Below are 20,713 nucleotides of genomic sequence, written 5' to 3'. Positions count from 1 at the left end.
GGCGCCACGCGGACGGCCCGCTCCACGAGGCGGCGGGCCCGGAGGGGCACGCGTCGCGCCCGCTCCGACGCCAGGACCGTGTCCGGTCGTTCCGTCGTCAGCTGAGCAGTCATCGACGGCCACGCTAGGCGACCGCACTCCGAAACGGATGGACGTGGCGTGAACGGTTGACCTCTCCGCTTCTCAGGCGCTAGTCGGCTCCGGCACGGCTTCCGCGAAGCGGAGCTGATTGCCGAACGGGTCGATCACCTCGAGCGAGAAGCCGAACGGCGAGCGCGTGATCCGCGGATTGAGATAGGGATAGGCCTTGGCGTCGAGCTCGGCGTGCAGCTCGCGCACGCCGCGGAGCGACACGTGCAGCGCGGCTCCCGGGCTGCCGTCGCGGTGGTGCTCGCTGAGGTGCAGGCGCAGTCCCGAGCGCGACACCTGCAGGTAGAGCGGAGCGTCTCGGCCCGCGCGGTGCTCCCAGTCAACGGTGAAGCCGAGGTAGTCGACGTAGAACTCGCCCGCCTTCGCGACCGAGAAGATGCGCAGGATCGGCACGGCCGCCTCCATCCGCACGGCCTCGAGCCGCAGGGGCTCTCCCGGCAGCGGCTGGTCCCTGGCGCGTCGTCTCGTCTCCACGGCACGAGGGTAGCCGCCGCCGAGCGGCGGCCGCCGGGGCCGCCGTCAGTCGGCGCGACACGGCGGGCGGTCCGGGCGCGTCGCCGGGTCAGTCGACCAGGTCGAGGGCGCGGAGGTGCTCGAGGACGGCGACGCCGGCGGGAGGGCAGCGGTGGGCCTCGGCGGTGCCGATCCAGTGCAGCGAGTCGATCTCGCCGCTCGCCGCGGGCTCCCCGGCGAGCTCGGCGAGGAAGACGCGCATGTGCACCTCGCGGCCCTCCGGCTCGCCGTGGGCCTGGGTGCGGACGACGACGAGCTCCTCGAGCCGCGTGGTCGCGGTGCCGAGCTCCTCCTCGGCCTCGCGCGCCGCCGCCTCCTCGCCCGTCTCGCCCGCATCGACCTTGCCGCCCGGCAGGTAGACCACCTCGCGGCCCCGCGCCGTCACCATCAGGACGCGGCGCTCCCGGAGGACGACGACGGCGGAGACGACGATCGGCGCGAGGCTGCTCATCCGGCCATCCTGCCCGCTCCCGGGCGGCCCGAGCGCCTCCCGGCACCGTTCGGCGTCCTCGACCCGCGGCTACCATGGGGGCACACATCACAGGACGCGCGCAGCCGGCGCGCGTCGGGGCCCCGTGCGCCCGAACAGCTGAGGAGCAACCCGTGGCAGAACCCACCACCCTCGACAGAGTCGTCACTCTCGCGCAGCACCGGGGGTTCGTCTTCCCCTCGGGTGAGATCTACGGAGGCACGCGCTCGGCGTGGGATTACGGGCCGCTCGGGGTGGAGCTCAAGGAGAACATCAAGCGCCAGTGGTGGAAGGCGTTCGTGCAGGGCCGCGGCGACGTGGTGGGCCTGGACTCCGCCGTGATCCTCCCGACCGCGATCTGGAACGCCTCGGGCCACGTCGGAGTGTTCTCGGACCCGCTGACCGAGTCGCTGATCACCCACAAGCGCTACCGCGCCGACCACCTCTTCGAGAAGTACGAGGAGGTCAACGGCCACCCGCCCGTGAACGGCCTCGCGGACATCCCGGATCCGGAGCACCCCGACAAGGTCGGCCAGTGGACCGAGATCAAGCAGTTCTCCGGGCTGATGAAGACCTACCTGGGCGTCGTCGACGACGAGTCGGGACTCCACTACCTCCGCCCCGAGACCGCGCAGGGCATCTTCACCAACTTCGCCAACGTGCTCCAGAGCGCCCGCAAGAAGCCGCCGTTCGGCATCGGCCAGATCGGCAAGGCGTTCCGCAACGAGATCACCCCCGGCAACTTCATCTTCCGCACCCGCGAGTTCGAGCAGATGGAGCTCGAGTTCTTCGTCGAGCCCGGCACGGACGAGGAGTGGCAGGAGACCTGGATGCAGCTCGCCTGGGACTGGTTCGTCGACCTCGGCATCGATCCCGAGAACATCCGCCAGTACGAGCACCCGAAGGACAAGCTCTCCCACTACTCCAAGCGCACGGTCGACATCGAGTACCGCTTCTCGTTCGCCTCGGGCGAGTGGGGCGAGCTGATGGGGGTCGCGAACCGCACCGACTTCGATCTCAAGACGCACATGGAGCACTCGGGCAAGGACCTCTCGTTCTTCGACCAGACCCGCAACGAGCGCTTCGTGCCGTTCGTGATCGAGCCGTCCTTCGGGCTCACCCGCGCGCTGATGGCGTTCCTGGTCGACGCGTACGAGGAGCAGGAGCTGCCGCCGAACGCCAAGGGCAAGGTCGAGACCCGCACCGTGCTGCACCTCGACCCGCGCCTGGCGCCGGTCAAGGTCGCCGTTCTGCCGCTCTCGCGCAACGAGGCCCTGTCGCCGCTGGCCCGTCAGGTGGCCGACCGGCTCCGCCAGCTCTGGAACGTCGACTTCGACGACTCCGGAGCGATCGGACGCCGCTACCGCCGCCAGGACGAGATCGGCACGCCGTTCTGCGTGACGGTCGACTTCGACTCGCTCGAGGACGACGCCGTGACCGTGCGCGACCGCGACACGATGAAGCAGGAGCGCATCCCGCTCGACCGGCTCGAGGCGCACCTGTTCGCGGGGCTGCGCGGAGCGTAAGTCTGCCTGCCTGCTGGTCGAGTAGCCGCGGATCGGCGTATCGAGACCCCCGTCTCCAGCGGTGGTGGATCTCGATACGCCCCCGCGCGGGCTGCTCGATCAGCAGGGCCGCGGCTTGATCAGCTCACGGTGCGGTGCTCCCGCGCCAGCAGCGCGTAGACGAGGGTCGACGTCCACTCGTCCTTGCAGTACTCGTCCTCCACGTGGTGCGCCTCGCGCCGCATGCCCAGGCGCTCGCAGAGGCGGGCGGAGGCGGTGTTGCGGTCGTCGAGCTGCGCGATCGCGCGATGAGCGCCGAGCCGGTCGAACGCGAGGTCCAGCAGAGCGCGCGCCGCCTCGGTCGCGAGCCCCGCTCCCTGTGCGTCCGGGTGCAGCACCCAGCCGATCTCGACGGCGCCCTGCTCGAGCGAGGACGCGATGAGGGTGAGGTCGCCGACGACGTGCCCGGAGAGCGGGCCCTCGCGCGGCACCATCGCCAGGACGACCACGTCGCCGTCGGCGGCCAGCCGCGCCGAGGGCAGCCGGGTGAGCAGGTGCGCACGCGACTGCTCGGGGTGCGCACCGGCCAGCGGAGGTAGCGCACCGCCTCGGGGTGACCCTGGTAGCGGGCGTGGTCGGCGGCGTCCTCGACGCGCAACGGCCGGAGCAGGAGCCGGTCGGTGAGGATCGGCTCTGCGTCGTAGGGAGCCTCAGGCGCACGACCGGCTCAGGCCGTGGCGGCGGAGTCGTCGCTCTGCGGCCGCGCGACGGCGGGCTCGGCGGGCACCTCGATGCCGAAGAGCGCCTCGAGGCCCGTGAGGTACGCCTCCTGAGCGCCGGCGCGGGCGTAGTCGCGGGCGCGGACGCTCGGAGTGTGCAGCAGGACGCCGGCGAGGTGGCGCAGCGCCTGCTCGGTCCGTCCGTCGTCGTCGCCGCGCGAGCGGGCGCGCTCGATCTCGGCGTCCAGGGCGTCGAAGACGTGCGCGCGGAGGGCGACGACGGCCGGAGTGAGGCTCTTCTCGTCGGCGACGTCCGAGAATTTGCGGGCGGCCTTGTCGACGAGCGCCCGCGCCTTCTCGGAGGCGTCGAGCACCTCGAGCGGGGCGTGCAGGCTGATGGTCTCGAGGTCGAGGAGCTCGACGCCCGAGACGCTCGTCACGTCGGCGGCGACGTTGCGGGGCAGGCCCAGGTCGATGACGAGCTGGCGCTCGCGGGCGGCCGCGTGCAGGCGCCCGTCGATGAGGAGGGCCGCGTCGAGCACGGGCGTCTCGGTGGTGGTGCAGGTGATCACCACGTCCGCCGCGACCGCCTCGGCGGCGAGGTCGGCACCGTCGATCGGGCGCAGGGCGCGACGGACGGCGAAACCCTCCGCGCGGCCGGAGGGGAGTGCACGGCGATGTCGACGACGCCGCGGTCGCGCAGGGCGGCGACGGTGGCGCGCGCGTAGCTCCCGGTGCCGATCAGGAGCACCCGGGTCGCACGCCAGTCGGTGACGCGGCTGGAGGCGAGGTCGAGGGCGAGCCGGACGATGGAGCGGCCGGCGCTGCCGAGGCCGGTGCGGTTCTTGATGCCGCGGGAGGTCTGCGAGGCGCGCTGGAACAGGCGCTCGAGCTCGGAGGACGTCGTGCCCAGGCGGCGGGCCTCCTCGAGGGAGCGGCGCACCTGGCCGGCGATCTCGCCCTCGCCGACGACGACGGACTCGAGTCCGCTCGAGACGGCGAACAGGTGCTCGGCGACGCGATCGCCCGAGACGACGTCGACGCTGCCGCGCAGCTGCTCCTGCGCGACGCCGGTGGCGGCGCTGACCGCGGCCGTGGCGGCCTCGACGGCGACCGCGCGGGCGGCCGTCAGCGGCTCGTCGATGTCGAGGTAGGCCTCGAAGCGGTTGCAGGTGGCCACGACGACGGCCCCCGAGACGAAGTCGATGCCGTCCGCCAGGGCCGAGGCGACGGCGGAGGAGTCGACGGAGAGCTTCTCGAGGAGATCGAAGCTGGCGTTCTTGTGCGACGCCGTCAGACACAGAAGCACCCCAGCAGTCTACGCGCCGTCCCGGGGCGGTGGGCCCGGGATCCGGGAGGAACGCTCGGGAAGCCTGGAATAATGCGGCGGTGACCTCCCCCTCGACGGCCTGCTCGATCCGCTGCACCCCTCTCCGCCGGGCGCACCGCCGATTCCGCGCTCGTGCGCGCCTACCGCTCCGAGCGCCCCGAGCGCACGCCGGTCTGGTTCATGCGCCAGGCAGGGCGGAGCCTGCCGGAGTACCGGGCGCTGCGCACCGACACCAAGATGCTCGACGCCTGCCTCGACCCGGCGCTGGCGAGCGAGATCACGCTCCAGCCGGTGCGCCGGCACGGCACGGACGCGGGCATCTTCTTCAGCGACATCGTGATCCCGCTGCGACTCGCAGGGGTCGCGGTCGACATCGTCCCCGGCCGGGGCCCGGTGCTCGAGAAGGCCGTCCGCACGGCGGCGGACGTCGAGGAGCTGACCGCGATCGATCCGGCCGTGCTCGACGAGAGCCTCGAGCCGATCCGCGAGGGCGTGCGCCGCACCGTCGCGGGCCTGGGCGGCACCCCGCTCATCGGCTTCGCCGGAGTCCCCTTCACCCTCGCCGCGTACCTCGTCGAGGGCGGGCCGTCGAAGGACCACATCCGCGCCCGCACCCTCATGCACGCCGATCCCGACGCGTGGGCCCGCCTGATGGAGTGGACGGCCGAGGTCACCGGCCGCTTCCTCCGCGCGCAGGTGCTCGCCGGCGCCAGCGCCGCGCAGCTGTTCGACTCCTGGGCCGGAGCGCTGTCGCTCGCCGACTACACGGCCCGCGTCGCCCCCGCCTCCGCCCGCGCCCTCACCCACGTGCGCGATCTGGCCTTCGACGCGGGAGGCGTCCGCCGCAACGTGCCGATCGTGCACTTCGGCGTCGGCACGGGGGAGCTGCTCGGAGCCATGCACGCCATCGGCGCGGACGTCGTCGGGGTCGACTACCGGATCCCGCTCGACGAGGCGAACCACCGGCTCGGCGGCTTCGTGCCGGTGCAGGGCAACGTCGATCCGGCGCTGCTGTCGGCGCCCTGGGAGGTGCTGGCCGCGCACGTCGACGACGTCCTCCGCCGCGGCCTCAGCGCCCCCGCCCACGTGCTGAACCTCGGCCACGGCGTACCGCCCGAGACCGACCCGGACGTGCTGACGCGCCTCGTCGCCTTCGCGCACGACTGGCGGCCGTGACCTCCGGGCGGAGCCCCGTCGACCACGACGTCGCGGTCGTCGGCGGAGGGGTCGCGGGTCTCGCCGCCGCGGCGGAGTGCCTGCGGATCGGCCTGAGGGTCGTCGTGCTCGAGGCGGGGGATCGCGTGGGCGGCTCCGTCGCCCCGCTCGAGCTCGCGGGTACCGTGCTCGACGCCGGTGCCGACAGCTTCGCCACCCGGGGCGGCCACGTCGAGAAGGCGCTCGCCGCCCTCACCCTCGAGGGCACGCCGCTCGCCGAGTCGATCGTCGCGCCCAGCACGGGAGGGTCCTGGCTGCATCTGGCGGGCGGGCGCTCCGTGCCCTCGCCCCGGGCGGGGATCCTCGGGATCCCCAGCACGCCCCTGGCCGCCGACGTGGTCCGCGCGATCGGCCGTCGGGCCGCCGCGCGCGCGTGGCTGGACACCCTCATGCCCGTGCTGCGCATCGGGCGGGCGCACTCGCTCGCCGAGCTGGTGCGCACGCGGATGGGCGCGAGGGTGCTCGAGGACCTGGTCGCCCCGGTCGTCTCGGGCGTCTACTCCTCGCGGCCCGAGGACATCGACGTCGACCTCGCGGCGCCCGGTCTGAACGGGGCGATCACCCGCCGCGGCTCGCTCGCGGGCGCCGTCGCGGCGCTCCGGGCCAACGTGCCCGCCGGAGTCGCGGTGCGCGGTCTCGACGGCGGCATGCACCGCCTGGTGGCGGCCCTCGTCGAGCGGATCGACTACCTCTCGGGCGAGATCCGCACCGGCATCGGTGTCGCGGGCCTCGGCCGGGCGGACGACGACGGCCCCTTCTCCCTCCGCCTCTCCGACGGCTCCGGCCTCACCGCGCACGCCGTGATCGTCGCGACCCCCGAGCACGACGCCCGCGCCCTGCTCGCCGACCTCGTGCCTGCCGCTCGCGACGAGGGCGAGCCGGGAGAGGACTCGGTCGAGCTCGTGACCCTCGTCGTCGACGACGCCCGCCTCGACGCCGCCCCGCGCGGCTCCGGAGTGCTCGTCGCGCCGACCGCGGACGACGTCGTCGCGAAGGCCCTCACCCACGCCACCGCCAAGTGGTCGTGGCTCGCCGCCACCCTGCCGCCAGGACGCCACGTCCTGCGGCTGTCCTACGGGCGACCCGGCGAGCACCCGCCGCTCGCCGGCGCGAGCGATGCGGAGGCGTCCGCCGTCGCGCTGGCCGACGCCTCGACCCTGCTGGGCGTGCCCCTGGACCCCTCGACCCTCGTCGATTCGGCCCGGGTGCGCTGGGCCAACGTCCGCCCGGCCGCCGCACTCGGCCGGCGCGACCGGCTCGAGGAGTTCCGCGGGGCGCTCGCCCCCGTCGCAGGACTCGCCGTCACGGGCACCTGGATCGCCGGGACCGGGCTCGCCTCCGTGCTCCCGCACGCGGCGGAGGCGGCCGCCCTTATCCGCCGCCGCCTGGTGCGTCAAGGCGTCGGGATCGCGCACGAAGAACGGCACGGCGACGGCTACTCTGGGTCGCAGGCACCCGCATGAGTGCGGGTTGCACCGGCACGAGTGGTCATCGACCGCGTGAACGAGCCGCGAGAGCGGCCCAGGACGAGGAGTAGGCGTGAAGGGCAAGATCATCTTCGTGGCAGGAGCCGCAGCCGGATACGTGCTGGGAGCACGTGCGGGCCGCAAGCGGTACGAGCAGATCGCCGCGGCGGCCAACCGGTTCTGGCAGACCCAGCCGGTGCAGGACGTCGCGGGAGCGGTCGGCGGAGCGGCGAAGACGCAGCTCGACACCGTGTCGGACAAGGCGTACGAGCTCGTCCGCACGGTCGTCTCGAAGGCGGTCGCCGGCGGGAAGAAGTCGCGGGGCTCCAGCGACGCCGAGGCCACCGCTGCGGCCCGTCGCGCCGCCGCGAAGGTCGACGAGGCCGCGGCCTCGGCCGGCTCGGGGGGCTCGGCGTCGTCGACCCCCACGAGCAAGGCCTAGTCCCCATCCGCTCGGCCCCATCGACCGGTGCCGGGCCGGCACGTCCCGACCTCGAGGAGCTCCCGTGGTGAACGAACGCAATCCGAAGAACGCCCGATCACTGGGCGAGCTCGTCGGCGACCTCCCGGGGCTCGTCGTCGAGCTCGTGAAGGCCGAGCTCGCCTCCCTGAAGAACGAGCTGTCCGGCAAGGCCAAGAACGCGGGTCTCGCGGTGGCGCTGTTCGCCGTGGCGGCCTTCCTCCTCCTGACCGCGTGGGCCACGCTCGTGACTTTCGCGATCATCGGCATCTCGTCGTGGCTGCCGGCCTGGCTGTCGGCCCTGATCGTCACCGTGTTCTTCCTGATCGTGGCCGTGGTGCTCGCCCTGGTCGGCGTCAAGTCGATCAAGAAGGCCGTCCCGCCCGTCCCGCAGGACTCGATCGAGAGCATCAAGAAGGACGTCCAGGCGTTCAAGGGAGTCGGAACCTATGACCACTGACGTGAGCACCACCACCCCCGCTTCGTCGACCCGGCCGAGCTCAAGCCCGACCAGCTGAAGGCCGACATCGAGCGCGCGCGCACCGAGCTCGCCGCCACCCTCGACGCCATCGAGTACAAGATCAACGTCCCCCGCAAGGTGAAGGACGCGCAGCGCACCCTGGAGCGCAAGTTCCGGGTCGTGAGCCGGCAGAACCCGTCCGCGCTGATCGCCGGTGCGGCGGGCGTCGCGGCGGCCGTCGGACTCCTCGTCTGGGGCGTCGTCAAGCAGGTCACCGAAGACTGAGCCACTCCGCACTCCGCAGCGGCCGTCCCTCCGGGGGCGGCCGCTCGTGCGTGCGCCACCGCTAGCGTTCCGGAGCCCCGGGCGCCAGAGCCGTCGACGCTTTTGTGCATCCGCGCGAGCGGAGGGATGATGGATCAATGACCGATCAGACCGCCGGAACGGCGGGTCCCGTTCAGTCCGCCCGCGAAGAGAACGCTGCCGCTCCTCGCCGCAGCCCCCGCCGATCAGGCCCCCGCCGATCAGCCCCTGGGATACACGCTCTGGGCGGTTCTCCGCAGGGACCCCGTACGTCCGCTCACCCTCTCCGACGACGCCCTGGCCCCGGCCGCCGAGCAGTACGAGCGCGTCGTCGCCCGGCTCGCGGAGGAGGGCGTCACCGTGCGCGGCACGTACGACGTCTCGGCCCTGCGCGCCGACGCCGACATCATGCTCTGGCTCGTCGGCTCCGAGCCCGAGGAGCTGCAGCGCGGCTACCGGGTCCTGCGCCGCACCGACCTGCTCGCGGGTCTCGCTCCCACCTGGAACGCCATGGGCGTGCACCGCGACGCCGAGTTCAGCTCGAACCACCTGCCCGCGTACATGCGCGGCAAGGATCCGGCCCGCTGGCTGACGGTGTACCCGTTCGTCCGCTCTTACGAGTGGTACATCCTCCCCGAGGAGGAGCGCCGCTCGATGCTCGCCCAGCACGGCCGTCAGGGCTCGCGCTTCCGCTCCGTCCTCACGAACACGGTGGCGTCCTTCTCGCTCGGCGACTACGAGTGGATCCTCGCGCTCGAGGACGAGGAGCTCGTCAACCTGGTCGACCTGATGCGCGACCTGCGCGCCACGGAGGCGCGCCGTCACGTGCGCGAAGAGGTCCCGTTCTTCACCGGTCGGCGCATCGAGGCCGACCAGATCGCAGAGGTGCTCCGATGAGCGACACGACCCCCGACTCCCCGACGACCGACGGCGTCCTGGTCCGCGGGGCCACTCCGCCCGCCGCGTCCGGACCCGAGCACGTCGAGGTGCCCGTCGCCTACGACGCGATCCTGCTGGCAGGCTTCGGCGGACCGGAGGGGCAGGACGACGTCATCCCGTTCCTGCGCAACGTCACCCGCGGCCGGGGGATCCCGGAGGAGCGCCTCGAGGAGGTCGCCCACCACTACCGCCACTTCGGCGGCGTCAGCCCGATCAACGCGCAGAACCGCGCGCTGAAGGCGGCCCTCGAGGCCGAGCTCGAGAAGCGCGGCATCGACCTCCCCGTGATCTGGGGCAACCGCAACTGGGCCCCCTACATGAGCGAGGCGGTGGCGGAGGCGAAGGAGCGCGGCTTCTCGAACCTGATCGCCATCGCGACCAGCGCCTACTCCTCCTTCTCGTCGTGCCGTCAGTACCGCGAGGACTACGCCGCGGCGCTCGACGCCACCGGCCTCGGAGGGCGAGCTGCGGATCGACAAGGTGCGCCAGTTCTTCGACCACCCGGGCTTCGTCATGCCGTTCGTCACGGCCGTGCACGACGGTCTCGAGGAGCTGCAGGGGCGCCTCCCGGGCATCGACCTCGCCACCGAGGTGGAGGTGCTGTTCTCGACGCACTCGATCCCCATGGCCGACGCCGAGCGCAGCGGACCGCACGAGCGCCACGACGACGGCACCGTCGTCGACGTGCACGGCTTCGGTCCGGGCGGCGCCTACGAGGCGCAGCACCTCGCCGTGGCGGAGGTCGTCATGGCGGCGGCCACCACCGTGGACGTGCCGTGGCAGCTCGTCTACCAGTCGCGCTCCGGCCCGCCCACGCAGCCGTGGCTCGAGCCCGACATCAACGACGCGATCGCCGAGCTGCCCGCCCGGGGCCGCAAGGCCGTCCTCATCGTGCCGCTGGGCTTCGTCTCGGACCACATGGAGGTCATGTGGGACCTCGACAACGAGGCGCTCGAGACGTCCGAGGAGAACGGGCTCGTCGCGATCCGCGTCGCCACCCCCGGCACCGACCCCGTCTACGTGTCCGGCCTCGTCGACCTCGTGCTCGAGCGCGTCAACGGCACTCCGACCGAGGAGCGCCCGTCGATGACGGCGCTCGGCCCCTGGTACGACGTCTGCCGCCCCGGCTGCTGCGAGAACGTCCGCGCCGGCTTCAAGCCCGCGCTCGCGGGAATCGCCCCGTGACGGAGGTGCGTCCGTGAGCATCCGGGTGGGCACGCGCGCGAGTGCGCTCGCCGTCGCCCAGACCCGCATGACGGCCGACCGCATGGCTGCCGCCGCGGGCGTGCCCGTCGAGCTGGTGCGGATCGAGTCCGACGGCGACCGCATGACGGGCTCGCTGGCGTCCCTCGGCGGCACCGGCGTCTTCGTGAGCGCCCTGCGGGACGCGCTGCTGGCGGGGCGCTGCGACGCGATCGTGCACTCCCTGAAGGACCTGCCGACGGCTCCCGTCGAGGGGCTCGTCCTCGGCGCCGTCCCCGAGCGCGAGGATCCGCGCGACGCGCTCTGCGCCCGTGACGGCCGCACGCTGGCGACCCTGCAACCGGGAGCGCGCGTCGGCACGGGCTCCCCGCGGCGTCGCGCCGCGCTGCTGTCGGCCCGCCCCGATCTCGAGATCGTCGACATCCGCGGCAACATCGACACGCGCCTGCGCCGGGTGACGGAGGAGGGCGACTCGGCTCTGGACGCGATCGTGCTGGCGGTCTCGGGGCTCACCCGGCTCGGCCGGACCGAGGCGATCACCGAGCTGCTCGACTTCGACGTCTCGCCGCATGCGCCCGGACAGGGCGCTCTGGCGATCGAGGTCCGCGACGAGGAGCCGTCGGACGAGCTGCGCGCGGCCCTCGCCGCCGTCGAGCACACTCCGACCCGCGCCGCGATCACGGCCGAGCGGAGCCTGCTCGCCGCGCTGGAGGCCGGCTGCGCCGCTCCGATCGGCGCCACCGCCTCGGTCGCGGGGGACGAGGTCGTGCTGCGCGGCGTCGTCTTCTCGACCGACGGCTCCGCCTCGCTCGGCCGCGAGGTGAGGGAGCGGGTCGGTAACGGTTCGATCGGCGGAGGTCGACATTCGGCGGATCCGCAGTATGGTGGTCGCGAACTGCCCGTCGTCGATGCCGCGTTCCATTGCGGCTCCCTGCTCGCTGACGCGCTCCTCGGTGCGGGTGCCGCCGACCTCGCACCCCTGGGAGCCCCTTCGTGATCGTCCCCGCCGCCTACTCCCAGTGGGAGAAGCCGTTGCAGGGCTGGCGCGTGCTCGTCCCCCGCGGCGGTCCGTGGGGCGACGGCGTCGCCGCGGCCCTCCGCGCCAAGGGCGCCTCGCCCGTCGTCGCGCCCATGATCAACTTCGCTCCGACCGACGACTTCCCGGCGCTCGAGCAGGCCCTCGCCGACCTCGAGGCCGGTGCCTTCGACTGGATGACCGTCACGAGCGCGACCACCGTCGACGTCCTGTCGCTGCTGCGCACCACGGTTCCCCCGGCGACCCGCGTCGCTGCGGTCGGCGAGACCACGGCCGCCGCGCTCGTCGCCGCCGGCTACGCCGTCGACCTCGTCCCGTCCGAGGACAACTCCGCTCGCGGTCTCCTCGCCGAGTGGGAGGAGGCGACCGGCGGCAAGCACCCGCTGCGCGTCCTCACCCTCCGCTCCGAGATCGCCAAGCCGCTGCTGACCGAGGGCCTCACGCGCATCGGCCACGACGTCCGCTCGGTCGTCGCGTACCGCACGGTCGGCGTCCCCGTCGAGGACCGCGTCGTCGCCGATGTCGCGAGCGGCGCGGTGCACGCGATCCTCGTCACGTCGGGGAGCGTCGCCGAGCAGGTGCAGAGCCAGCTGGGCCCGATCCCGGAATCGACCCTCGTCGCGGCCATCGGCCCGCAGACAGCCAAGGACGCGCGCGCCTTCGGCCTCCGCGTCGACATCGTCGCCGACGAGCGCTCGGCCTCGTCCCTGATCGACGCGGTCGCCCGCGTCGCCGCGGAGCACGCCGGCCGCTGACCGCGGCGGTCGTCGCGGAACATCAGCCGAGAGCAGGGGGTGCCACCCGACAGCGGAGCAACCCCTCACTCAGCAGAGTTCTGCTCCAGGAGCCGCTCATCCGAGCGGAGTTAGGCTTGGAGCATGACCGCCATCCGTCCGCGGCGACTCCGCACCACCCCGGCGATGCGCCGGCTCGTGCAGGAGACCCGCATCCACCCGGCCCAGCTCGTCCTCCCCCTCTTCGTCGCGGAGGGCATCACCGATGCCCGTCCGATCGGCTCCATGCCGGGGGTGATGCACCACTCGCTCGACAGCGTCCGGGGAGCGGTGACCGAGGCGGCCGAGGCGGGACTGGGCGGCGTGATGCTGTTCGGCGTGCCCACCACCCGCGACGCGGTCGGCTCGGGCGCGACCGATCCCGACGGGATCCTCAACGCCGCCACCCGCGCGGTGGTGGCGGAGGTCGGCGACGCTCTGGTCGTGCAGACCGACCTCTGCCTGGACGAGTTCACCGACCACGGGCACTGCGGGGTCCTCGACGAGCACGGCCGGGTCGACAACGATGCGACGCTCCTGCGCTACGAGGAGATGGCGCTCGCGCAGGCCGAGGCGGGGTCGCACCTGCTCGGGCTGTCGGGGATGATGGACGGCCAGGTCGGAGCGATCCGCGGTGCGCTGGACGAGTCGGGTCACCTGGACACGGCGATCCTCGCCTACTCGGCGAAGTACGCGTCGAGCTTCTACGGGCCGTTCCGCGAGGCCGTCCAGTCGACGCTCGAGGGCGATCGCCGCACCTACCAGCAGGACCCGGCCAACCGCCGCGAGGGTCTGCGCGAGGCGACGCTCGATCTCGCCGAGGGCGCCGACGTCGTGATGGTGAAGCCCGCGATGAGCTACCTCGACGTGCTGGCCGATGTGGCCGCCGTCTCGGACGTCCCCGTCTGGGCGTACCAGGTGTCGGGGGAGTACGCGATGATCGAGGCCGCCGCCGCGAACGGCTGGATCTCGCGCGAGCCGGCGATCCTGGAATCCGTCACGGGCATCCTCCGTGCGGGCGCGGACGCCGTGCTGACCTACTGGGCGGTCGAGATCGCTCGCGATCTGCTGAAGCGCTGATCGCCCGCGATCTGCTCGAGCGCTGATCGCCGCCCCTCCTCGTCCACCGGGCGCGCAGCGAGCGCGCCGTATCGTGGAGGGTGACTTCCCCGGTGAACGCCGTCTCGGCGAACGACAGCCTGTACGAGCGTGCCCGGCACGCGATCCCCGGCGGCGTGAACTCGCCCGTCCGCGCCTTCCGCTCGGTCGGCGGCACGCCCCGCTTCATGGTCTCGGCCTCGGGTCCGCACATCACGGACGCCGACGGGCGCGAGTACGTCGACCTGGTCTGCTCGTGGGGCCCGGCCGTGCTGGGCCACGCCCACCCCGAGGTCGTGGCGGCGGTGCAAGAAGCGGCCGCGCGCGGCTCTCGTTCGGTGCGTCGACCCCGGCCGAGACCGAGCTCGCCGAGCTCGTCGAGGCGCGGATCACCGCGGGCGGCGTCTCACCGATCGAGAAGCTGAGGCTCGTCTCGACCGGCACCGAGGCCACCATGACGGCGATCCGGCTCGCCCGCGGAGTCACCGGGCGCGATCTGCTGATCAAGTTCTCGGGCCACTACCACGGCCACTCCGACGGGCTCCTGGCCGACGCCGGCTCCGGACTCGCCACCCTGTCGCTGCCCGCCTCGGCCGGTGTCACGGCCGCGACGGCCGCGCAGACGATCGTGCTGCCCTACAACGACCTCGACGCCGTGCGCGCCGTCCTCGCCGAGCGCGGCTCCGGAGATCGCCGCGGTGATCACCGAGGCGGCGGCCGCGAACATGGGCGTCGTCGCTCCGAGGCGGGCTTCAACGCGGCCCTCGCCGATCTCGTGCACGCCAACGGCTCGCTGCTGATCATGGACGAGGTGCTCACCGGGTTCCGGGTGAGCGCCGGCGGATGGTGGGGCCTCGAGAACCGCGACGCCGAGACCCCCTACCGGGCCGACCTGTACACGTTCGGCAAGGTCATCGGGGGCGGCATGCCGGTCGCCGCGCTCGGCGGCCGAGCGGACGTGATGGACCACCTCGCTCCGCTGGGACCCGTGTACCAGGCGGGCACGCTGTCGGGGAACCCGGTCGCCGTGGCCGCGGGCATCCGCACGCTGCAGCTGGCCGACGACGCGGTCTACGCCGCCCTCGACGCCACCGCCGCGACCCTCCAGCGCGAGGTGTCGGCCGCTCTGTCGGCCGAGGGGGTCGCGCACACCGTGCAGACGGCGGGCAACCTGTTCAGCTTCGTGTTCACCGACCTCGGGCGACCGGTGCGCGACTACGCCGAGGTGCAGGCGCAGGACGCGTTCCGCTATCCGGCGTTCTTCCACTCGATGCTCGACTCGGGGGTCTCGCTCCCGCCCTCGGTCTTCGAGGCCTGGTTCGTGTCGGCCGCGCACGACGACGCCGCGATCGGGCGCATCGTCGACGCCCTGCCCGCGGCGGCGAAGGCGGCTGCGGCGGCGCGTCCGTAGGGACTCCTGCGGGGCGGCGGCGCCGCCCCGCAGGAGCCCTCAGCGGCGCGAGACCGACTTCGGCAGGACGAACACCAGCGCGAAGGCCGCGACGGCCATCAGGGTGCTGAGCAGCATCGCGGGTGCGGCGGCGTCGAGGAACCCGGAGGCCACGGTGTCGGGTCCGGTGATGACCAGCCCTCCGAAGAGGACGCTGCCGATCACCGCGATGCCCACGGCCGAGCCGATGCGCTGGATGGCCGAGATCACTCCGCTGGCCGCACCCGCGTCCTGCGGGTCGACGGTGGCGACGATGAACTGCACGTTCGGGGCGATGAAGAAGCCGTTGCCCAGTCCCGCGATCAGCAGGGGAGCGAGCAGCTGCCAGTTCGTGATCGAGTCCGGAGTCGCGGTCAGCAGCACGAGCCACACCCAGGCCAGGCCGATCGCGAGGAGGCCGCTGCCGAGGACGAGGACGTTGCGCCCCAGACGCGCGGTGAGGCGGTTGCTCTGCGAGGAGCTGATGATGCTGCCGATGGCGAAGGGGATCGAGACCAGTCCGGACTCGAGTGCCGTGTGGCCGAGACCCGACTGCCAGAGCAGCGAGATCGTGAAGAAGATGCTCGTGAAGGCCGCGAAGTAGACCAGGGCCAGGATCACGCCTCCGGTGAAGGCGGGGTGGCGGAAGAGCGACGGCGGGACCAGCGGCGTGCGTCCGCGGCGGACGTACCAGGACCTCCCACGCGCCGAAGGCGGCCAGCAGCACGGCGCCGCCGGCGATCGAGAGGATCGTCCAGAGCGGCCAGCCCTCGTCCTCGCCCTGGATCAGCGGGACGAGCAGTGCGACGAGTCCGCCCGAGACCAGGACGAGGCCGAGCCAGTCGACACCGCCGCTCGGTGCGCGGGGGCCCGACTCGAGCTCGCGGCGGGCCGGGAGCAGGCGCGCCGCGGCGATCAGCGTCGCGACTCCGATGGGCAGGTTCACCCAGAACACCAGGCGCCAGCCGTTCTCGTCGCCGAAGGCCTGGATGATCAGGCCGCCGATGATCGGGCCGAGCGCCGACGAGACGCCGAGGACGGCGCCCATGATCGCGAAGGCCCTGCCTCGCGACGGACCGCGGAAGAGCAGCTGGATGTAGGCGTTGACCGCCGGCACGAACATGCCTCCCGCGAGGCCCTGCACGACGCGGGCGACGACGAGCTGGACGTCGTCGGCGGCGAGGCCGCAGGCGAAGCTCGCGACGGTGAAGAGCGCGACTCCGCTGACGAAGACCCACTTGTGGCCGAAGCGGTCGCCGAGGCGCCCGGCCGGGATCAGGGCGAGGCCGAAGGCCAGCGCGTAGCCCGAGATGATCCACGACAGGGTCGACTCCGAAGGCGTCGAGCGTGGTGCGGATGGTCGGCAGCGCGACGTTGACGATCGTGGTGTCGAGCAGGGCGATGAACATGCCCGCGAGCAGGACGACCAGCGAGCGCCAGGCCCGGCGGTCGGGAGCGGGAGGGCGCCGGTCGCGCCGCGGTCTGTCGACGTCTCGGTCATGGGGTGGGCCTTTCGAGCGGAAGTGGAGGAGCGCACGGGACGCACCGCGGAGGCACGGCGGCACAGGCACGGCGGCACAACCTGCGAACTCTCGCAGACGCACCCGCGCTTCCCCGAGCCGCTGACTGTGCACGCCCTCAGACGAGGGCCAGCAGACGAGGGTCGGCGCATGAGGGCCAGCAGACGAGGGTCGGCGCATGAGGGGCCGGCGGACGAGGGCCGGCGGACGAGGGTCAGCGCGAGCGCTCGGCCCGCCGTGCGCAGTCGATGCAGAGCTCCGCGGTCGGGCGGGCGCCGAGGCGCGCCGACCCGATGGGCCGCCCGCACGAGGCGCAGTCGCCGTAGCCGCCCTCGCCGACCCGGCGGCGGGCCTCGGTGAGCTCTCGTTCCGTCCGCGTCAGAGCGTCGCGCACCCCGGCCATCCGCGACCACTCCGCCGAGAGCGGCGTGCCCTCCGGGTCGTGCTCGTCGTCGGCCGTGCCGTCGCTGCGGGCCAGCAGCAGCTCGGCGAGGGCCTCGTCGAGGACGGCCGCCTCGCGGCGCGCCTCGTCCTGCCGCTCGGCCAGCAGCGCGTCCAGGCGTCGCAGCTCGTCGGGATCCATCGGCATCGCTCCATGGTCGCACCGCCGCGCGATCCGCGGGGACTCGGGGCAGACTAGAGGCATGCCCGTCGTGACCGTGCTCCCCGACCGCCTCGAACTGCGCCTGACGAGGGCCGAGCGCCTGCTCGCCTTCCATCGCGGAGACGTCGTGATCGATCGCGAGCATCCGCTCGGCGACGGTCACCGAGGACCCGTGGATCTGGGTCCGCGGCATCCGCGCCCCGGGCACGGCCGTACCGCTCACGATCGCGGCCGGCACGTGGAAGTTCCACGGCGGCAAGGACTTCCTGCTGATCAAGCGCACGGCCGCGGCCGTGGTGATCGATCTCGTCGACGAGGACTGGTCGCGCCTGATCATCAGCACGAAGCACGCTCCCGAGCTCATCGCGGCCCTGCAGCTCGGCCCGACGACGGCGGCGATCCCGATCATCGAGACCGACGACCTCGTCGTGGTCCCGGAGGTCGCGGAGCAGGCCGCGGCGCGGCTGGCGGCGGCGGACGAGGCGGCGGTCGCCCGCGAGACAGAGGCGGCCGGAGCGGCCGAGGCCGACCGAGCGAGCGTGCCGCCCGCATCGCCCGCCGAGGACGCGGCGCTGGACACTGCTCAGGCGGTGGCCGAGACGTCCGCGGCCGCCGAGGCGGTGGCCGAGAAGAAGGCCGTGCCGAAGAAGCGGCCGCCGGCGTCGAAGCCGACCTCGCAGGAGGGCGCCGCCGGGAAGGCATCGTCGAAGCCCGCTCCGAAGCCCCGCACTCCTCGCGCTGACCCCTCCGTCGGCCACGCCTCGGCAGAGCCCAGCGGCGCCACCGAGGCCGCCGAGTAGCACCCGGATCGGCGACCCCGCCGTCAGAGCTTCAGCCGCACCGCCGTCTCGAGGGCGGCCTCGATGCTGAGCCGCCAGCCCTGCGCGAGGCGCTCCTTCGTGCCCGAGTACAGGCTCGCCCCGTCGACCAGGTTGCTCGAGCAGGCGCAGACCATGCCCGCACGGAGCCCGCGGAGCCGGGCCACGACGTACAGCGCGCTCGACTCCATCTCGACGTTGAGGATCCCGTGGCGCTCGAGCGTCGCGATCCACTCCGGGGTCTCGGCGTAGAAGGCGTCGTCGCTCGCGTTGATCCCCGAGTGCACCGGCACGCCCTCGCGCTCGGCGATCTCGCGCGTCGCCTCGAGCAGCGCCGACGTGAGAGCGAGATCGGGCACCGCGGGGAAGCCCGGATGCGCGTACGCGGCGGACGTGCCGTCGTTGCGCAGCGTGCCCTCGCTCACGAGCAGCGCGCCGGGCTCGATGCCGGGCTGCGTCGCGGCCGAGCTGCCGACCCGGATGAAGGACGTCACTCCGACCCGCGCGAGCTCCTCCACCGCGATCGCGGTCGAGGGGCAGCCCATCCCGGTGCTGGTCGCGGTGATCGGGTGGCCCTTGTAGGTCCCCGTCATCGTGAGGTGCTCGCGGTTGTGCGCGACCTCGCGCACGTCGTCGAGGAACTCGGCGATCATCGGGACGCGGAACGGATCGCCCGGCAGGAGGGCCACGGTCGACACCTCTCCCGGTGCGATCCCGATGTGGTACCTGCGCTCACTCCCATCGGCGCTCGCCGATGCCGGCTGAGCTCGTGGCGACCGGTGCTCATGCGGCCGACCCTACGCAGGCCCTGTTTCGGCGCGGTTACCCGCTCCGGTGCGATCGCGCGGTCACGCCCGGACGTCGACGAGCGTTCGGCCGCGCACCTTCCCCGCGAGGACGTCCCCGGCGATGTCGAGGGCGCCGCTCAGCGACACCGTCGTCGTGAGCTCGTCGAGCAGCTCGAGATCGAGGTCGTGCGCGAGGCGCCGCCAGGCCTCCTCGCGGAGCTTGCGCGGCGCCTCCACCGAGTTGACGCCCGCGAGCGTCACTCCGCGCAGGATGAACGGCATCACGCTCGTCGGCAGGTCCGGGCCCTGCGCCAGTCCGCAGGCCGCGACGGCGCCGCCCCAGCGGGTCTGCGCGAGCGCGTTGGCGAGCGTGTGCGAGCCGACGGAGTCGACGGCGCCCGCCCAGCGCTCGGACTGCAGCGGCTTGCCCGCGTCCTGCAGTTCGGCACGATCGACGACCTCCGCGGCGCCGAGGCGGCGCAGGAAGTCGCCCTGCTCGACGGAGCGGCCCGAGGACGCGACGACCTCGTGGCCCAGCCGCGCGAGCAGCGCGACGGCGATCGAGCCGACTCCGCCCGCCGCTCCCGTGACGAGCACGGGCCCGGCGCCGGGTCGGATGCCGTGCTTCTCCAGCGCGAGCACCGCGAGCATCGCGGTGAAGCCGGCGGTGCCGATCGCCCCGGCCCTCGCCGAGGAGATCGCTCCCGGCAGGCGCAGGAGCGAGGCGGAGTCCGACACGGGCCCTCTCGGCGAGCCCCCCGTCGACCCGCTCGCCGAGCCCGGCGCCGTTCAGCACCACGCGGTCGCCGGAGTCGAAGCGCTCGGCCGCCGCGCCGTCGGCGTACTCGACGGTGCCGACGAGGTCGATCCCGGCGACCAGCGGCGGGCGCCGGACGATGCCGGGACGGCCTGCGAGTGCGAGGGCGTCCTTGTAGTTGACGCTCGAGTACTCGACGGCGACCACCACGTCGCCGTGGGCACGATCGGGTTCGTCGCGCTCGACGAGCGAGGCGCGGTTCGGGACGGCGGTGTCGGAGGAGTCCTGCTGCTCGACGACGATGGCTCGGAACATGGGCCCACGCTACGCCCGGGAGGGCGCCCCCGTCCCGGAAGGCTCAGGCGGTGCTCAGTTCAGCGCCCGCGTGCCCTCGGGCAGCGCGCCGCCGGAGTAGAGGGCGCTCGCCGTGTCCTGCAGGGCGGTCAGCGCCACGCGCTGCGTCCACGGACCGTACGAGATGCGGGCGACGCCCCACTCCTCGAAGCGGGCGGGGGACTGCGACCCCGGAACGCCGATCACGCTGATCCGCTGCCGGCCGAGCGCGGCGACGAGCGCCTCGATCTCGGCGTCCTGGAGCAGGCCCGGCACGAAGAAGCAGGTGGCGCCCGCGTCGAGATAGGCGCGGCCGCGCTCGACGGCGTCCGCGAGGACCTCGGAGCGGTCGCGGTCGCCCGCGCGCAGGAACACGTCGGTCCGCGCGTTCAGGGCGAAGGGCACGGCCTCCTCCTCGGCGGCCGCGACGGCCTTCTCGACGGAGCGCAGCGCGTCGGCGAGCGGCTTCGCCTGGTCCTCGAGATTCGCGCCGACGACGCCGACCTCGATCGCGCGGCGGACGGTCTCGCCCGCGTCGCCGTAACCGGCCTCGAGGTCGGCCGAGACCGGGACCTCGACCGCGGCGACGATGCGGGCGATCATGCCCAGGTGCAGATCCAGCGGGATCCGCTCGCCGTCCTCGTAGCCGAACGTCGCGGCGATGGAGTGGCTCGCGGTCGCGAGGGCGCGGGTGGCGGGCAGGGCCGCGACGGTGGACGCCGAGACCGCGTCCCAGACGTTCACCACGCTCAGCAGCTCGGGGTCGGTGTGGAGGTCGACGAGGGTGCGTCCGCGCGCTTCGATGCTCATGCCCCGACCCTGAGG

General features: G+C 73.3%; 20 protein-coding genes and 5 pseudogenes. 14 read left to right on the top strand and 11 right to left on the bottom strand.

Translation table 11 applies throughout. The features are described 5' to 3' along the window. Positions 1–183: 183 nt before the first annotated feature. On the bottom strand, positions 184–555 hold the full coding sequence (locus AC0CII_RS10685; protein WP_242682904.1) for a glyoxalase superfamily protein: 372 nt from the start codon (positions 553–555) through the stop codon (positions 184–186). A gap of 157 nt (positions 556–712) precedes the next feature. Then, on the bottom strand, positions 713–1,114 hold the full coding sequence (locus AC0CII_RS10680) for an NUDIX domain-containing protein (protein ID WP_465227756.1): 402 nt from the start codon (positions 1,112–1,114) through the stop codon (positions 713–715). Positions 1,115–1,266: 152 nt separating this feature from the next. On the opposite strand from AC0CII_RS10680, the gene AC0CII_RS10675 reads away from it, so the two are divergent. Next, complete coding sequence (locus AC0CII_RS10675) at positions 1,267–2,658, top strand: glycine--tRNA ligase (protein ID WP_465227757.1); 1,392 nt, start codon at positions 1,267–1,269, stop codon at positions 2,656–2,658. A gap of 119 nt (positions 2,659–2,777) precedes the next feature. Here AC0CII_RS10675 and AC0CII_RS10670 read toward each other — a convergent pair whose 3' ends face one another. The 3 genes from AC0CII_RS10670 to AC0CII_RS10660 form a co-directional block, all read right to left on the bottom strand. Next, positions 2,778–3,146: a GNAT family N-acetyltransferase gene (locus tag AC0CII_RS10670; RefSeq protein ID WP_465229401.1), complete on the bottom strand. Its 369-nt coding sequence runs from the start codon at positions 3,144–3,146 to the stop codon at positions 2,778–2,780. Positions 3,147–3,364: 218 nt separating this feature from the next. Next, positions 3,365–3,931, bottom strand: coding sequence for a glutamyl-tRNA reductase (locus tag AC0CII_RS10665; RefSeq protein WP_465229400.1), 567 nt, complete (start codon positions 3,929–3,931; stop codon positions 3,365–3,367). Then, on the bottom strand, positions 3,925–4,665 hold the full coding sequence (locus tag AC0CII_RS10660) for a glutamyl-tRNA reductase (RefSeq protein ID WP_465229399.1): 741 nt from the start codon (positions 4,663–4,665) through the stop codon (positions 3,925–3,927). The genes AC0CII_RS10665 and AC0CII_RS10660 overlap by 7 nt, the downstream gene beginning before the upstream one ends. Positions 4,666–4,782: 117 nt before the next feature. Here AC0CII_RS10660 and hemE point away from each other — a divergent pair. The 12 genes and pseudogenes from hemE to AC0CII_RS10600 all read left to right on the top strand — a co-directional run. Further along, positions 4,783–5,862: pseudogene (gene hemE, locus AC0CII_RS10655) on the top strand (uroporphyrinogen decarboxylase); the annotation flags it as partial. Then, positions 5,859–7,364, top strand: a complete 1,506-nt coding sequence (gene hemG, locus AC0CII_RS10650; RefSeq protein ID WP_465227759.1) for a protoporphyrinogen oxidase — start codon at positions 5,859–5,861, stop codon at positions 7,362–7,364. The pseudogene hemE and the gene hemG, both read left to right, overlap by 4 nt. Positions 7,365–7,440: 76 nt before the next feature. Further along, entirely contained in the window at positions 7,441–7,809 is a 369-nt protein-coding gene (locus AC0CII_RS10645) for a hypothetical protein (protein WP_465229398.1), read from the top strand. Positions 7,810–7,873: 64 nt separating this feature from the next. Beyond that, positions 7,874–8,287: a phage holin family protein gene (locus AC0CII_RS10640; protein ID WP_077224022.1), complete on the top strand. Its 414-nt coding sequence runs from the start codon at positions 7,874–7,876 to the stop codon at positions 8,285–8,287. Between the two features lie 54 nt (positions 8,288–8,341). Further along, entirely contained in the window at positions 8,342–8,572 is a 231-nt protein-coding gene (locus AC0CII_RS10635; protein ID WP_242682899.1) for a DUF3618 domain-containing protein, read from the top strand. Positions 8,573–8,767: 195 nt separating this feature from the next. Beyond that, the gene (gene hemQ / locus AC0CII_RS10630) at positions 8,768–9,487 is read left to right on the top strand and encodes a hydrogen peroxide-dependent heme synthase (protein WP_465230872.1); all 720 of its coding nucleotides are present in this window, start codon (positions 8,768–8,770) and stop codon (positions 9,485–9,487) included. Then, positions 9,484–10,714, top strand: a pseudogene (locus AC0CII_RS10625) (ferrochelatase). The gene hemQ and the pseudogene AC0CII_RS10625 overlap by 4 nt, the downstream one beginning before the upstream one ends. A 13-nt stretch (positions 10,715–10,727) precedes the next feature. Continuing rightward, a complete protein-coding gene (gene hemC, locus AC0CII_RS10620; RefSeq protein WP_465227762.1) occupies positions 10,728–11,729 on the top strand; it encodes a hydroxymethylbilane synthase in 1,002 nt (333 codons plus the stop codon). Beyond that, positions 11,729–12,523 carry a uroporphyrinogen-III synthase gene (locus tag AC0CII_RS10615; RefSeq protein ID WP_465228128.1) on the top strand — a complete coding sequence of 265 codons (795 nt, stop codon included), beginning with the start codon at positions 11,729–11,731 and terminating at the stop codon, positions 12,521–12,523. The genes hemC and AC0CII_RS10615 overlap by 1 nt, the downstream gene beginning before the upstream one ends. 123 nt (positions 12,524–12,646) lie before the next feature. Continuing rightward, complete coding sequence (gene hemB / locus AC0CII_RS10610; protein WP_207403072.1) at positions 12,647–13,621, top strand: porphobilinogen synthase; 975 nt, start codon at positions 12,647–12,649, stop codon at positions 13,619–13,621. Between the two features lie 206 nt (positions 13,622–13,827). Next, positions 13,828–13,911, top strand: a pseudogene (locus AC0CII_RS10605) (hypothetical protein); the annotation flags it as partial. Continuing rightward, a complete protein-coding gene (locus AC0CII_RS10600) occupies positions 13,896–15,050 on the top strand; it encodes a glutamate-1-semialdehyde 2,1-aminomutase (RefSeq protein WP_465229397.1) in 1,155 nt (384 codons plus the stop codon). The pseudogene AC0CII_RS10605 and the gene AC0CII_RS10600, both read left to right, overlap by 16 nt. 39 nt (positions 15,051–15,089) lie before the next feature. Here AC0CII_RS10600 and AC0CII_RS10595 read toward each other — a convergent pair whose 3' ends face one another. The 3 genes and pseudogenes from AC0CII_RS10595 to AC0CII_RS10585 all read right to left on the bottom strand — a co-directional run bounded on the left by AC0CII_RS10595 (position 15,090) and on the right by AC0CII_RS10585 (position 17,177). Next, the gene (locus tag AC0CII_RS10595; RefSeq protein ID WP_465230871.1) at positions 15,090–15,734 is read right to left on the bottom strand and encodes an MFS transporter; all 645 of its coding nucleotides are present in this window, start codon (positions 15,732–15,734) and stop codon (positions 15,090–15,092) included. Positions 15,735–15,831: 97 nt separating this feature from the next. After that, positions 15,832–16,569 (bottom strand): annotated as a pseudogene (locus AC0CII_RS10590) (MFS transporter); the annotation flags it as partial. 233 nt (positions 16,570–16,802) lie between these two features. After that, positions 16,803–17,177 carry a TraR/DksA family transcriptional regulator gene (locus AC0CII_RS10585; RefSeq protein WP_465227765.1) on the bottom strand — a complete coding sequence of 125 codons (375 nt, stop codon included), beginning with the start codon at positions 17,175–17,177 and terminating at the stop codon, positions 16,803–16,805. Positions 17,178–17,485: 308 nt separating this feature from the next. On the opposite strand from AC0CII_RS10585, the gene AC0CII_RS10580 reads away from it, so the two are divergent. After that, entirely contained in the window at positions 17,486–17,992 is a 507-nt protein-coding gene (locus tag AC0CII_RS10580; RefSeq protein WP_465229396.1) for a hypothetical protein, read from the top strand. Between the two features lie 23 nt (positions 17,993–18,015). On the opposite strand, the gene AC0CII_RS10575 is transcribed toward AC0CII_RS10580, so the two are convergent. From AC0CII_RS10575 to AC0CII_RS10565, 3 genes and pseudogenes are all read right to left on the bottom strand, one after another. Further along, entirely contained in the window at positions 18,016–18,699 is a 684-nt protein-coding gene (locus AC0CII_RS10575; protein WP_465227767.1) for a nucleoside phosphorylase, read from the bottom strand. Between the two features lie 159 nt (positions 18,700–18,858). After that, positions 18,859–19,870: pseudogene (locus AC0CII_RS10570) on the bottom strand (MDR family oxidoreductase). Between the two features lie 54 nt (positions 19,871–19,924). Continuing rightward, positions 19,925–20,698: an isocitrate lyase/PEP mutase family protein gene (locus AC0CII_RS10565; protein WP_465227769.1), complete on the bottom strand. Its 774-nt coding sequence runs from the start codon at positions 20,696–20,698 to the stop codon at positions 19,925–19,927. Between the last annotated feature and the right edge of the window lie 15 nt (positions 20,699–20,713).

Source organism: Rathayibacter sp. AC182 (assembly GCF_979253875.1).
The sequence above is the reverse complement of the archived record's forward strand: the minus strand, read 5'-3'. Positions and strand labels throughout refer to the sequence as shown.

What these genes read in the sequence shown, in the direction of transcription:
- AC0CII_RS10685 (WP_242682904.1), bottom strand. Translation starts at nt 555, where the DNA reads ATGGAGGCGGCCGTGCCGATCCTGCGCATCTTCTCGGTCGCGAAGGCG.
- AC0CII_RS10680 (WP_465227756.1), bottom strand. Translation starts at nt 1,114, where the DNA reads ATGAGCAGCCTCGCGCCGATCGTCGTCTCCGCCGTCGTCGTCCTCCGG.
- hemB (WP_207403072.1), top strand. Translation starts at nt 12,647, where the DNA reads ATGACCGCCATCCGTCCGCGGCGACTCCGCACCACCCCGGCGATGCGC.
- AC0CII_RS10585 (WP_465227765.1), bottom strand. Translation starts at nt 17,177, where the DNA reads ATGCCGATGGATCCCGACGAGCTGCGACGCCTGGACGCGCTGCTGGCC.
- AC0CII_RS10565 (WP_465227769.1), bottom strand. Translation starts at nt 20,698, where the DNA reads ATGAGCATCGAAGCGCGCGGACGCACCCTCGTCGACCTCCACACCGAC.